Below are 12,724 nucleotides of genomic sequence, written 5' to 3' on the forward strand. Positions count from 1 at the left end.
GATGCTTCAACGTGTGACGTCTCCGCCGGCGGGGGCGCCGGTGCGCTGGAGCAACACTTCGAGGATCTGCCGGGCGGCGTCGGCGATGACGGTGCCGGGTCCGAAGATGCCGGCCACCCCGGCGTCGTAGAGGTAGGCGTAGTCCTGCGGGGGGATGACACCGCCGGCGACGACCAGGATGTCCTCCCGTCCGTGGGCCGCCAGCGCCTCGATGACCCGGGGCACGAGCGTCTTGTGCGCGCCGGCCAGGCTGGAGATGCCCAGGATGTGGACGTCGTTCTCGACGGCCTGCCGGGCGGCCTCCTCGGGTGTCTGAAAGAGCGGGCCGAGGTCGACGTCGAAGCCCAGGTCGGCGAAGCTGGTGGCGATGACCCGGGCGCCGCGGTCGTGCCCGTCCTGGCCGAGTTTGGCCACGAGCAGCCGGGGTCGCCGTCCCTCGACCTCGGCGAAGCGGTCCGCCAGGCGGCGGGCGGCCTCGAACCCGGCATCCCCGGCGATCTCGGCCGCGTACACCCCGCTCAGGGAGCGGACGTCCGCTTCGTAGCGGGTAAAGACTTTTTCCATGGCGTAGGTGATTTCACCCAGGGTGGCGCGGTGGCGGGCGGCCTCGATCGAGAGGGCCAGCAGGTTGCCCTCACCCGTCTCGGCACAGCGTGTCAGTGCGTCGAGGGCCGCCTGCACGGCCGCCTCGTCGCGGGTGGCCTTCACCTGACGGATCCGGGCGATCTGCCGCTCGCGCACGGCCGTGTTGTCGACCTCCAGGAGTTCGATGGGGGCCTCGCGGTCGAGCCGGTACCGGTTGACGCCCACGATGACGTCTTTACCGGCATCGATCCGCGCCTGTTTCCGGGCGGCGGCCTCCTCAATGCGCCGCTTGGGCAGCCCCTCCTCGATGGCCTTCGTCATGCCGCCCTGCGCTTCGACCTCCTCGATGAGCGCCCACGCCCGCCGTGCCAGCCGGTCGGTCAGGTATTCGACGTAGTACGATCCGCCCCACGGGTCGATGGCCCGTGTCAGGTCGGTTTCTTCCTGAAGGTAGAGCTGGGTGTTCCGGGCGATCCGGGCGGAGAAGTCCGTGGGCAGGGCCAGTGCCTCGTCGAGCGCATTCGTGTGGAGCGACTGCGTGTGCCCGAAGGCGGCCGCGAGCGCCTCGATGCACGTGCGGGCGACGTTGTTGAAGGGGTCCTGGGCTGCCAGGCTCCACCCGGACGTCTGGCAGTGCGTGCGCAGCGCCATCGACTTCGGGTTCTTCGGTTCGAAGCCCCGGACGATCTTCGCCCAGAGCAGCCGCGCCGCCCGCAGTTTGGCAATCTCCATGAAGAAGTTCATCCCGATGCCGAAGAAGAAGGAGATGCGGGGGGCGAAGTCGTCGATGGCGAGGCCGGCTCGCAGGCCGGTGCGGATGTATTCGAGGCCGTCGGCCAGGGTGTAGGCCAGCTCCAGGTCGGCCGTGGCCCCGGCCTCCTGCATGTGATAGCCGCTGACGGAGATGGCATTGAAGCGCGGCATGTGCCGGGCCGTGAAGGCAAAGATGTCGCCGACGATGCGCATGGACGGTTCCGGCGGGTAGATGTAGGTGTTGCGCACCATGAACTCCTTCAGGATGTCGTTCTGGATGGTGCCGGTGAGTTGCTCGGGCCGGACGCCCTGTTCCTCGGCAGCCACGATGTAGAAGGCCATCACGGGCAGCACCGCGCCGTTCATCGTCATCGAGACGGACATCCGGTCGAGGGGGATCTGGTCGAACAGGATCTTCATGTCCTCGACCGTGTCGATGGCCACGCCGGCCTTGCCCACGTCCCCGACGACGCGCGGGTGGTCGGAGTCGTACCCGCGGTGGGTGGCCAGGTCGAACGCCACGGACAGCCCCCGTTGCCCGGCCGCCAGGTTGCGCCGGTAGAACGCGTTCGATTCCTCGGCCGTCGAAAAGCCTGCATACTGCCGGATCGTCCACGGGCGCACGGTGTACATCGTCGCATACGGCCCGCGCAGAAAGGGGGGCAACCCGGCGGCGTAGTCGAGGTGCTCCAGCCCGTCGAGGTCCTCTTCGGTGAAGAAAGGCTTGAGCGGAATGTGCTCGGGGGTCATCCCGGCCGGCTCCGGAGCGTGGCCCGCGGCCGGTCCGCGGCGGGGACGGTAGTCGATGCGAGAAAAATCGGGGCGAGGCATTTCGCGCTTTATCACGTTGCACATTATTCGATCCCCAGCTTCTGCTGGAAGTGTTCGAGCGCTTCGAGCAGGTTGGACCGGCGGTGGATGAAGGCGTCCACGCCGGCCCGGCGGAGGGCGTCCAGGTGGGCTTCGGGATGGCCGGCCACGACGACCGGTGCGGCCACGCCGCGGGCGCGCAGGCGCTCGACGATCCGGGCGGTGTGTGCGGGGTAGGCGTCGTCGGTGCTGCACAGGACGACGAGGTCCGGGCTGGCGCCGGCGGCTGCTTCGATGCCTTCGAGCGGGTCGTCCCAGCCGGGGGGGGCGACGATCGAGAAGCCGGCGCAACCGAAAAAGTTACGGGCGAAGGTGGCACGGGCGTTTCGCATCGCCGGCTCGCCGAAGGGCAGGAGGAAGACCGTGGGGAGGTGTCCCGTCATGCGGGCGTGCCGTTCGGTGCGGAGCCGCAGCCGCTCGAGCGCTTCGGCGCCCCGGTGCGGGCACAGCGCGTCGGCGTCCGGTACGGTTCCGCCGGGTGTGGGAGGAAGGAGGGCGTCGAGCGGGGTGCCTTCCCGGAGGGCACGGCGCAGGGTGTCGAGGTCGGGCGCATCCGGCCGGTGTTTCGCCGGGGTGAGGGGATGGCCGGGGGCGGCCCGTTCGACCCGGTCCAGGATGCGCTCGTCGAGGTCGGGGTACTGGTTGACCCCGACGAGCACCGCCCGGCGCAGGGCGACCTCCTGATCGCGCCGCTGGCGGCGGGCGGCGATCTCGCGTTGTACGGTGCCGCGGCGCAGCGCTTCGAGCAGCCCGCCCTCGGCCTCCAGCGTGCGGAACCGTTCCCAGGCGGCTTCGGCCAGCCGGTCGGTCAGGGTTTCCAGGTAATACGAGCCGCCGGCGGGGTCGATCACCCGGTCCAGGTGTGCTTCGTGGTGGAGGATGCGGCCCGTGTTCAGGGCTATGCGATGACCGAAGGCGTCGGAGCGCCCGTCGAGGGCGTCGTGGGGTTCGAGGCACAGCACGTCGCACCCGCCCACGAAGGCGGCTGCGGCCCCGGTGGTCGCCCGCAGCATGTTGACGTAGGGGTCGTAGCGGGTGTGGTGGGAACGGGAGACCCGCGCCACGACGAACGGGCGGGCCGGGCCGTTGGCGGGTTCCGGCGGCGACCCCGTGTAGGCTTCGACCAGGCGGGCGAAGAGCAGCCGAAAAGCGCGGAAGCGGGCGACCGACAGGAAAAAGTGCACGTCGAGGGGCATCGTCACGTGCAGGGCGTCGAGGATCGTCTCCGGGGAGAGCCCCCGGTCGGAGAGCCGGGCCAGCAGATCGCTGGCGGCGCCCAGCGTGAAGGCGAGCACCTGCACGGATGTGGCGCCGGCCTCATGGAGGCGCACGGCGTCGCAGGCCAGCACCCGGAGGCCGGGCGCCCGGGCGGCGGTTGCGGCCAGCAGCCGGGCCGTGTGCTCGACGGCGCCCGCATCGTGCAGCCAGCCGAACCGCTCGAACGGGGAGAGCGGATCGAACCCGAAGGTGCCCTGCAGCCGACCCACGTCGAGGCCCTGTGCTTCGGCCAGGTTGAGCCACATGGCCAGGAGCGGCAGGGCCGTCGAGGCGCCCGAGACGTGAAGCGGCGTCGCGTCGAGCGGGAGGCCGTCGAGCAACCGCGCCAGGTCGTCCTGCTTCCGGACTGGCACGCCGTGGAGGCGGTCGTCCCGGACCTCGAGGGGCAGGTGCACTTCCACGACGTCGGCGGGGTCGGAACGGAGCGTGCGGGCCAGCCGGTTGGCCTCGGCGAGGTCGTCGTGGACGATCGTGACGGCCAGGCGCACCGCCTCCGGCGTGGCGTGGGTTCCGCGCACGAACGGAGGGCAGCCCGGCGCAGCCCGGAGGTGGTCCAGCCCTTCCAGGTCTTCCCGCCGGTAGAACGGCCGCAGCGTGAGGCCGTCCGGTGTGTGCCAGGAGAGCTTGTCCAGGTAATCGGTCCCTTTCAGGTCCTTGTGGATCTGTGTTTCCCAGGCTGCGGTGGGCACCGGCGGGAACTCGGAAAAAAGCGCTTTTCCGGGTGAACGGTCGGGTGGTGCGTTCATGGTCGGGAAGGCTGGTTTTCGGGCATCCGGTGGGGTGTGGACGCTTCAGGCGTCCATACGATCCGGGAGACGAGCCGGTTCGTCCGGGTGGGGAGGCAGGCCCTGCAGCGAACGGCAGCGCTCGACGAGGCCGAAGACAGCCACACCGTAGGCGACGGCCACGTTGAGCGACTGCTTGGCGCCGTACTGGGGGATCTCCAGCGCCACGTCCGCCCGTGCGACGAGGGCATCGCGTACGCCGTGCACCTCGTTGCCCACGATCAGGCACAGCGGGAAGTGGGACGCGTCGAGGTCGGCGATGTGCGACGGCGTGTCGGTGATCTCGAGCACGGCGAGGGTGTAGCCCGCAGCCCGGAGGCGGTCGACGAGCGGTAGCGGATCCCGGTGTCGTTCCCACGGCACGAGGTCCTGGGCGCCCAGGGCCGTCTTGTGCATCCCCGGATGTTCCGGGGTCGGGGTGATGCCGGTCAGGTACAGTTTCTCGATGCGTGCGGCGTCCGAGGTGCGGAAGATGGCGCCGACGTTGTAGAGCGAGCGGATGTCGTCCAGCACCGCGACGACCGGGTGCCGGGGGACGGCGGCGAGTTCGTCGGGGGCGAGGCGGGGGATTTCGTCGTGCCGTAACTTGCGCATCGTATCCGGGAAAGGTGGGTTGCCTGCTGAAACTCCGGGAGGAGCGGCGTGTATGCGGTGCCGGTGGGGGCCCTGCGGCGGGTTGCCCGTGCTAAAATCGGATTTTGAATGATGAAGAACGTGTTTGAAAAGGCGAGGCAGAGCAGGGGAGGCTGGTGGTGCCTGTTGCTGCTGGCAGGGCTTGCGGGGTGCCAGGCGGTCCGCGAGATCGCCGCGCTGCGCCAGGTGCACTTTACGCTGGACCGGGTGGCCGGTGTCCGCCTGGCCGGGATCGAGGTCGAACGCATCCGCTCGTACGAGGACCTGAGCGCGATGGATGTGGCACGCCTGACGGGGGCGATGGCACGGCGGGAGCTGCCCCTCGATCTGGAGGTGCACCTCCTGGCCGAGAACCCCCCGGAGAACACCGTATCGGCCCGGCTGGTGCGGATGGACTGGACGCTGCTGATCGATGAGACCGAGACCATCAGCGGCCGGTTCGACGATACGGTGGTCTTGCCTCCGGGCGAGCCGAAGCCGGTAACCTTTGCCGTCAGCCTGGATCTCATCGACTTCTTCGACCGGAATGCCCGGGACCTCGTCGAGCTGGCGCTGGCGATCTCGGGGCAGGGAGGGGCGCCCAAGCGGGTCAGCCTGCGGGCCAGCCCCATCATCGACACGGCGCTGGGACCGATCCGCTATCCGCAGCCGATCACCATTGTGAGCCGGGAAGTCGGTTCCTGAAGCCCGGCGGCCTCCACCGGCAATTCACCGGGCCTCAACGACGTGCGGTTGCGTGCCGTTCCAGCAATCGGTAAATTGCTGTTCTAAGCGGCCGGTACCGGCCGCCTTTCAGCCTGCACGAGCGCTCACACAACCTTGGTCATCACCATCGACGGTCCGGCCGGCTCGGGAAAGAGTACGACGGCGAGGTTGCTCGCGGACCGGCTCGGGTACCTGTACCTTGACACCGGCGCCATGTACCGGGCCGTCGCGCTGGCCGTGCTCCGGGCCGGGGTTCGGCCCACCGAGGAGGAGGTCGCGCCCCTGCTGCAACGGCTGCGCCTGGTCGTGCGCCACGAGGCGGACGGCATGCATGTCCTGCTCGACGGAGAGGACGTGACGCCGGCGATACGGACCTCGGAGGTGGGAGCGCTGGCCAGCGAGATCAGCCGGCTGGCGCCGGTGCGGCAGAAGCTGGTCGCGGTGCAGCGGGAGGCGGCCCGCCGGGCCCTGCAGGCCGGCGGCGGCGTCGTGCTCGAAGGCCGGGACACCGGCACGGTCGTCTTTCCCGGGGCCGACCTGAAGGTCTTCATGGTAGCCGAACCGCAGGAACGGGCCCGGCGACGCCGCGAGGAGCTGCGCCGGCGCGGGGAAGAACGGACCCTCGACGAGGTGCTGGCCGAGATCGAACAACGCGACCGGCAGGACCGGGAACGGGCACTGGCGCCCCTGCGCAAAGCCCCCGACGCCTTCGAACTCGACACCACCGGCCTGACGATCGAACAGCAGGTTGACCTTATTTTGGCAGAAGTTAGGGAACGGCAGCGTAGAGCCGCCGTTTAGATACGTTTGCAGCCCATGGCTTCCGGGTGCGGCCTCACGGCCCGTGCCCGTGTGAAGCCGTTTCCATTCACGGGGGCAACCCCATCAAACCCGGCCCGGCGATTGAGGGAGGAGCTTTCGCCGGGTACACGCTCACAAAACGGAGGAAGGGCGGCGTCGCTGCTCCTCGACTCGCCCCGGCACGGACCGGCCGGCGAGCCTGAGCGATCAAGCCCGGAGAAACCAACATGGCTGAAGACCAGCGCAAAAACGAACCCACAGTTCAGTCCGAAACGGAAGCGACACCGGAGAAAGCAACCGAGGTAGCCGTGGACGAGGCCACGGAGACGCCGGCACCCGAGGCCGCCGTAGAGAAGACCGCGGAAGCCGCCGAAGCCGAGGCTCCCGAGGCGGAAGCCGCCGAGGCCGAAGCAGAGGCTCCCGAGGCGGAAGCCGCCGAGGCCGAAGCCGAGGCCCCCGAGGCGGAAGCCGCCGAGGCCGAAGCTGAGGCTCCCGAGGCGGAAGCTGCCGAGGCCGAAGCTGAGGCAGAAGTCGCACCGGCCGGGGTCAACGGGGCCGCCGAGGCCGCGACCGAAGCCCCGGCCCCCGCGGCGGTATCGCCGGGAGGACTCGAAGGGTATACGGGCGAGATCACCGGCCCGGTGCTCCGGCTCGAAGACATCGAGGAACGCGCCGAAGCGGCGGAACACGAGCCGGAACACGAAGCCCTGAAGAAGCTCGTCGAACAGTCGTTCACGAGCGTCAACGAGGGCGAGATCGTCCGGGGCCGGGTCGTGACCATCGGGGAAAAAGACGTCGTCATCGACATCGGCTTCAAAAGCGACGGCATCGTTTCGAAGAACGAGTTCAACCGCGAGTTACAGGAAGGAGACGAGGTTGAGGTTTTCCTGGAACGGCTCGAAGACCACCAGGGCCAGCTCGTCCTCTCGAAGACGAAAGCCGACGCCTTCAAGCGCTGGCGGCGAATCGAGGAAGCCTACGAGAACGAGGAAGTGCTCGAGGGCACCATCGTGCGCCGCATCAAAGGTGGCATGATCGTCGAGCTCTTCGACGGCATGGAGGCCTTCCTGCCCGGCTCGCAGATCGACGTGCGCCCCGTGCGCGACTTCGACGCCTACCTCGGCAAGCGGATGGAGTTCAAGATCGTCAAGCTCAATCCGGCCAACGAAAACATCGTCGTCTCGCACAAGGCGCTCATCGAGAAGGACCTCGAAGAGCAGCGTCAGAAGATCCTGGCCTCGATGGAGCCGGGGCAGATCCTCGAAGGCACGGTCAAGAACATCACCGACTTCGGGGTCTTTATCGACCTCGGCGGTGTCGACGGCCTGTTGCACATCACCGACCTGTCCTGGGGCCGCGTTTCGCACCCCTCCGAACTGGTCAGCCTCGACGAGAAGCTGAACGTGGTGGTGCTCGACTATGACAAGGAGCGCCAGCGCATCTCGCTGGGCCTGAAACAGCTGCAACCGCACCCCTGGGAGAACATCCAGGAAAAGTTCTCCGTCGGCGACGTCGTCGAGGGCAAGGTCGTCTCGATCACGGACTACGGCGCCTTCGTCGAGTTGGAGAAGGGGATCGAAGGGCTCGTGCACATCTCCGAGATGAGCTGGACCGAGCACATCAAACACCCGAGCCAGATGGTTTCGCTGGGCCAGCTCGTCAAGGTCAAGATCCTCAACATCGACTATGAGGGGAAGAAGATCTCCCTGGGCATGAAGCAACTCGAGCCCGATCCGTGGGAGAACATCGCCGACCGCTACCCGCCGGGGACGGTGCTCCGCGGCAAGGTGCGCAACATCACCAACTTCGGCGTCTTCGTTGAGATCGAGCCGGGCATCGACGGGCTGGTGCACATCAGCGACCTGTCGTGGACCCGGAAGATCCGCCATCCCAGCGAGGTGGCCAAGAAAGGCCAGGAGATGGACGTGGTGGTGCTCAACATCGACGCCGAGGAACGCCGCATCTCGCTGGGGCACAAGCAGGTGGAGACCAACCCCTGGAACCAGTTTGCGAAGGTCTATGCCGAAGGGTCCGAGACCGAAGGCAAGGTTACGCGCGTGGAGGACAAAGGGGTGGCCGTGGAGCTTCCGCTGGACGTGGAGGCGTTCATCCCGATCAGCGAGCTCAAGGAGCGGACGAACCACCGGGATCACTACCACGTGGGGGACACGCTCACCGGACTGACGGTCATTCGCTTCGATGCGGGCCAGAAGGAGATCATCCTGAGCGAGGTGGCCGCCGAGCGGGCACGTGAACGGGCCGAGCGGCAGAAGGAGGCCGAGGCCCGCCGGGCCGAACGCGAGCGTGAACGCCGGGAGGTGGAGGCCTTCAAACGCTCCACCTCCGGTCCGACGACCCTCGGCGAGTTGAGCGGTCTGGAAGACCTCAAGGCGCGGCTCGAAGAGTCGGAGGCGGAAGCCGGTGAGGCGACCGCCCCGGCCGGGGAAGGCGCCGAGGAGGCGCCGAAGGCCGAAGCGGAGACCGCCGACGACGCCGGGGACGCCCCGGAGGAAGCGGAAACGGATCAGGACAAGAAGGACTGACGCCCGGCGCTACACGCCGGGAACGGTCCCGCCGATCTGGCAATACAGCGGCCCGGTCATCGCCCCCGATGGCCGGGCCCGCGTGTTTTTTCGGCCAGCGCCGCCTGTAGCAGCGCCCGTTCCACGGCCAGGACACCCCCCACGGCCGCGACGATGTCCTCCGTACGCCGCGCCGTGCGCAGGGCTTCGTACGCGGCGAGGAGCCGCTGCCGGTCCGCCGCCTCCCGTTGCGCCCTTTCGAAGACCTCATGGTCGTCCGGAGAGAACATGCAGCCGTAGCGTTCGAAGTTGAGCCGGGCGTCCTTGAGCGAATAGGGGCCATTCGGACCGCCGTTGGGCTCGTCCGGATTGCCTTTGTAGAGGTTCTGTATCGGATCCTGCTCCCAGTGACAGATCGTGCAATAATCAAAGTTCCACCCTTCGACGGTGGGATAGCCGCAGGCATCACATGGATAGCGCTCAAACGGTTCGGGCAACGGGATCGGCTGGTAGCGGATCCGCCTGAGTAGCGCGTCAAATTCCATACGCCGGATGAAGAAACGTTCGAGCGCTTCGGGTATCACAGAGCCGTGCATCGTTCGGGGGATGGCTGTTCCGGTTTCTCCATGACGGGATCACGGAGCGTGGTTCTGAAACGCGCCCCCGGGCCTGCCGTTCAGTCCGTGAGGCTAACGTTTTCGAAACGCCTTCACGGTCGTCCTCGTATCTTGATGCCGTCTTCGGGGCTCGATCACGTTTCGCCGGATGCCGCGTACCGCCTCGCATAGCGAAGTGATGCCGCCGGTTCGTCACCGGCTGGCCGCCTGCTGTCTGGCGGTACTCATGCTCGTGCCGTACGGACCGTGGCACGGGCTCCACCGGCTCTGCGTGGAAGGCGGCCCCGCCCATCACCACGCCGCCGGGATGCACACCTACGAGCGCTGCCGTCATCACAGCACGGCGTCGGGCAGGCATGCGACGCACGACCCGGCCGACGGCATCCCGACGACGATCACGGGGACGTTCTGCCACCGGGAGCCGGACGCGCAGACGCCTTCGGGTCCGCAGTTCTGCGGGTGCGATCACCACGACCGAGCCCCGGCCTTCTCACTCGCCGCCGGGGTGGATAAGTACGTCTCCGCTCCGCCTCCGGCCCTCCCTGTTCCCCGGCTTTCGACCCCTGCGCCGGCTCTCTCCTCACCGGCCTACATCGAACGCCGGGCGTCCGACATTTTCCATCCTCCACGGCATCTCTGAGCCCGGCACCCATCGGTGCCCTTTCCCTGCTTCACCTGTTCCCGACGGCCCGTGGCCCCGGCGGGCGCGCTCGCGTGCTCGTTCGTCACGGCCGGAACGGGTCTGTTCCATCCTTGCCTCAGAGATGCCATGAACACACGTATCCTTTTCTTTTTCCTTCTTCTTCTCTCCCTGTCCTCCACAACACCGGCCCGGGCACAGGCCGGGCGGATCGTGGGCACCGTCGTCGACGAGGCGGAAGCGCCCGTCGTCCGGGCGGCGGTGGTGCTCGCCGGCACACTCCGCGGCACGCTGACGGACGAGGCGGGCCGGTTCGAACTCGGGCCGCTGGCACCGGGCACGTACACGCTTCAGGCCCGTGCGCTGGGCTACGAACCCGCCGAGGCGACCGCCACCGTGACCGCCGGCGGCGTCGCACGCCTGACCCTGCGCCTGGCGACGCGGCCCGTCCTGCTCGAAGGCGTCGAGGTGGTGGCGCGGCGGCCCGGCCTGGAGCCGCTGGCGACGCTCGACGCCCGGCGTGTCCGCGAGACGCACGCGGCCGACGCCGGAGCCCTGCTCCGTCTGCTTCCCGGCCTGAACGCCGCCCGGCGTGGCGCCCTCGGCCTCGACCCCAACATCCGGGGACTGGTCGAGACGGAGGTCGGCGCCTACGTCGACGGTGTCCGCTTCTTCCCCGCCGGGCCGCTGCGGATGGACTCGCAGATCAGCCATTTCGACCCGACCGGCATCGCCCGCGTCGAGGTCGTCAAGGGCCCCTATGCGCTGACCTGGGGCGCGGGCAACATGGCGGCGATCCGGGTGGAACGCTTCGGCCTCCACCCGCCGGCCGGCCTGCATGCCACGCTCCACACCGGCTATGACGACAACGTGGATGCCTTCGCCTCCGCGGCTACGGCCTCTTACCGGCAGGGGCGCGTGTCGGCCTGGCTCCACGGGGCCTACCGGCAGGGGAACGACTACCGCGACGGCGACGGCACCACCATCCCGGCCGATTTTCGCTCCGGCGAAGTCCGGGCCCGCGTCGGCGTGCAGACCGCACCCGGCGCCCGTCTGACCTTTGCCGGCGGCTACAACCGGCAGGATGACATCGACTACCCAGGCCGCCTCCTCGACGCCGACTTCTTCGACGCCGTCGACCTTTCGGCCCGCTATGCGTGGATCCGCACCGACGGGCTCCTGCGCCACCTCGACGTGCAGTTGAGCTGGAACCGCGTCGCGCACGACATGGACAATGAGGACAAACCCACCGCCCGGCCCGGCACCTTCCCCGACGGCAGCATGCGGCCGGCCCTGGCGATCCGCGTCGAGACGGCCTCGCGCACGCTGGGCGGCCGGGCCGCGGCCGAGCTCGTCCCCGCCGGCGACGTGGTCCTCACCTTCGGCGCGGACTTCTACGGCGTCAACCGGGACGGACGGCGGCCGTTCGAGGCCATCCGCCCGGACGGCTCTCGCTTCGTCCCGCCCTTCTACGTCACCGACGTGGTGTGGCCCGACGTGACGATCACCGACGTGGGCCTCTTCGGCGGGGCCACACACCTGGCGGGAGCGGTCGAACTTTCCGCCACGGCCCGCCTCGACCTCGTCCGCGCCGAGGCCGGGCGTGTCAGCGACGCCTACCTGAGCGTCGTCGGCGGCGGCCTCACCCGCGACGACCTGACGCAGACCGAGGCCAACCTGAGCGGAGCGCTGACGCTGGCCCTGCGGCCGCACCCGGCCTGGACCGTCTCACTCGGCGCCGGCTCGGTCGTCCGCACTGCCGACGCGCTCGAGCGCTACGCCGACCGCTTCCCGGCCAGCAAGGCGCAGACGAGCGCCGAGTTCGTGGGCAATCCCACGCTCGACCCCGAACGCAGCACGCAGGTCGATCTCTGGCTGGAGGGCACCTACCCCCGTGTGAGCGCCAGCCTCAACGTGTTTGCCCGGCGCATGGACGACTACATCACCCTGGAGGCGACCGACATCCCGCCGCTGCTCCCGTTGAGCCCGCCCATTGTCTACCGCTACGTCAACGGCGAGGCCACCTTCTACGGCGGCGAAGCGGCCGTGGCCGTTCGCCTGCTCGAAGCGCTGACCCTCTCGGCCGGCGCGCACTACCTGTGGGGCCGGGACGAGACGCTCGACGAGCCCGCCCTCGGCGTGACACCGCTCACCGCCCGCCTCGGCCTGCGCTACGACGCCCCCGGCGGCCGCTTCTTCGCCGAGGCGACGACACACCTCGTCGGAAAGCAGACCCGCGTGGCCGTCACGCGTGGCGAGCAGCCCACCGACGGCTACACCACGGCGGACGTGCGCCTGGGCCTGCGCCTGCTCCGGGATGCCTCGCTCCTGCTCGGGGTCAACAACGTGTTCGACGCCTACTACGTCAACCACCTCAACGCCGCCAATCCATTCACCCGGCAGCGCATCCCCGAGCCCGGACGCGTCCTCTTCGCCAGCGTGCGTGTGGCGCTCTGAACGCCCACTACTTCCCTTCCGAAGCGTCCTCGTTCCCCGGAGCGAGGACGCTTTTTTTGCCGGGCCACAATACGCGAC

General features: G+C 68.8%; 9 protein-coding genes. 5 read left to right on the forward strand and 4 right to left on the reverse strand.

Annotated elements, in window-relative coordinates; translation table 11 throughout:
- Nucleotides 1-6 precede the first annotated feature (6 nt).
- From scpA to GQ464_RS18310, 3 genes are read right to left on the reverse strand one after another with little or no spacing between them, the layout of a single operon-like run.
- Nucleotides 7-2,169, reverse strand: coding sequence for a methylmalonyl-CoA mutase (gene scpA, locus GQ464_RS18300; protein WP_228350442.1), 2,163 nt, complete (start codon nt 2,167-2,169; stop codon nt 7-9).
- 23 nt (nt 2,170-2,192) lie between these two features.
- Entirely contained in the window at nt 2,193-4,232 is a 2,040-nt protein-coding gene (locus tag GQ464_RS18305; protein ID WP_166977807.1) for a methylmalonyl-CoA mutase family protein, read from the reverse strand.
- A gap of 45 nt (nt 4,233-4,277) precedes the next feature.
- A complete protein-coding gene (locus tag GQ464_RS18310) occupies nt 4,278-4,865 on the reverse strand; it encodes an RNA methyltransferase (protein ID WP_166977809.1) in 588 nt (195 codons plus the stop codon).
- Nucleotides 4,866-4,976: 111 nt separating this feature from the next.
- Between GQ464_RS18310 and GQ464_RS18315 the strand changes: the two genes are divergently transcribed.
- The 3 genes from GQ464_RS18315 (at nt 4,977) to rpsA (ending at nt 8,953) form a co-directional block, all read left to right on the forward strand.
- A complete protein-coding gene (locus GQ464_RS18315; RefSeq protein WP_166977811.1) occupies nt 4,977-5,588 on the forward strand; it encodes a hypothetical protein in 612 nt (203 codons plus the stop codon).
- Nucleotides 5,589-5,723: 135 nt separating this feature from the next.
- Nucleotides 5,724-6,410 carry a (d)CMP kinase gene (gene cmk / locus GQ464_RS18320; protein ID WP_166977813.1) on the forward strand — a complete coding sequence of 229 codons (687 nt, stop codon included), beginning with the start codon at nt 5,724-5,726 and terminating at the stop codon, nt 6,408-6,410.
- 227 nt (nt 6,411-6,637) lie between these two features.
- Nucleotides 6,638-8,953: a 30S ribosomal protein S1 gene (gene rpsA / locus GQ464_RS18325; RefSeq protein WP_166977815.1), complete on the forward strand. Its 2,316-nt coding sequence runs from the start codon at nt 6,638-6,640 to the stop codon at nt 8,951-8,953.
- A 56-nt stretch (nt 8,954-9,009) separates the two neighbouring features.
- Here the strand turns inward: rpsA and GQ464_RS18330 are convergent, their stop codons facing one another.
- Nucleotides 9,010-9,528 carry a CPCC family cysteine-rich protein gene (locus GQ464_RS18330; protein ID WP_228350443.1) on the reverse strand — a complete coding sequence of 173 codons (519 nt, stop codon included), beginning with the start codon at nt 9,526-9,528 and terminating at the stop codon, nt 9,010-9,012.
- Nucleotides 9,529-9,697: 169 nt separating this feature from the next.
- Here GQ464_RS18330 and GQ464_RS18335 point away from each other — a divergent pair, with 169 nt between their 5' ends.
- Both GQ464_RS18335 and GQ464_RS18340 read left to right on the forward strand, forming a co-directional pair.
- The gene (locus GQ464_RS18335) at nt 9,698-10,189 is read left to right on the forward strand and encodes a hypothetical protein (protein ID WP_166977819.1); all 492 of its coding nucleotides are present in this window, start codon (nt 9,698-9,700) and stop codon (nt 10,187-10,189) included.
- A 129-nt stretch (nt 10,190-10,318) separates the two neighbouring features.
- Entirely contained in the window at nt 10,319-12,646 is a 2,328-nt protein-coding gene (locus GQ464_RS18340) for a TonB-dependent receptor (protein ID WP_228350444.1), read from the forward strand.
- The last annotated feature ends 78 nt before the right edge of the window (nt 12,647-12,724 follow it).

The sequence above is a fragment of the Rhodocaloribacter litoris genome, from assembly GCF_011682235.2.
Lineage (GTDB): Bacteria > Bacteroidota > Rhodothermia > Rhodothermales > ISCAR-4553 > Rhodocaloribacter > Rhodocaloribacter litoris.

Excerpts from the sequence above, each read along its gene's own strand:
- scpA (WP_228350442.1), bottom strand. The coding sequence starts at position 2,169 with ATGCCTCGCCCCGATTTTTCTCGCATCGACTACCGTCCCCGCCGCGGA.
- GQ464_RS18305 (WP_166977807.1), bottom strand. The coding sequence starts at position 4,232 with ATGAACGCACCACCCGACCGTTCACCCGGAAAAGCGCTTTTTTCCGAG.
- GQ464_RS18335 (WP_166977819.1), top strand. The coding sequence starts at position 9,698 with ATGCCGCGTACCGCCTCGCATAGCGAAGTGATGCCGCCGGTTCGTCAC.
- GQ464_RS18315 (WP_166977811.1), top strand. The coding sequence starts at position 4,977 with ATGAAGAACGTGTTTGAAAAGGCGAGGCAGAGCAGGGGAGGCTGGTGG.
- GQ464_RS18310 (WP_166977809.1), bottom strand. The coding sequence starts at position 4,865 with ATGCGCAAGTTACGGCACGACGAAATCCCCCGCCTCGCCCCCGACGAA.
- GQ464_RS18330 (WP_228350443.1), bottom strand. The coding sequence starts at position 9,528 with ATGCACGGCTCTGTGATACCCGAAGCGCTCGAACGTTTCTTCATCCGG.
- GQ464_RS18340 (WP_228350444.1), top strand. The coding sequence starts at position 10,319 with ATGAACACACGTATCCTTTTCTTTTTCCTTCTTCTTCTCTCCCTGTCC.
- rpsA (WP_166977815.1), top strand. The coding sequence starts at position 6,638 with ATGGCTGAAGACCAGCGCAAAAACGAACCCACAGTTCAGTCCGAAACG.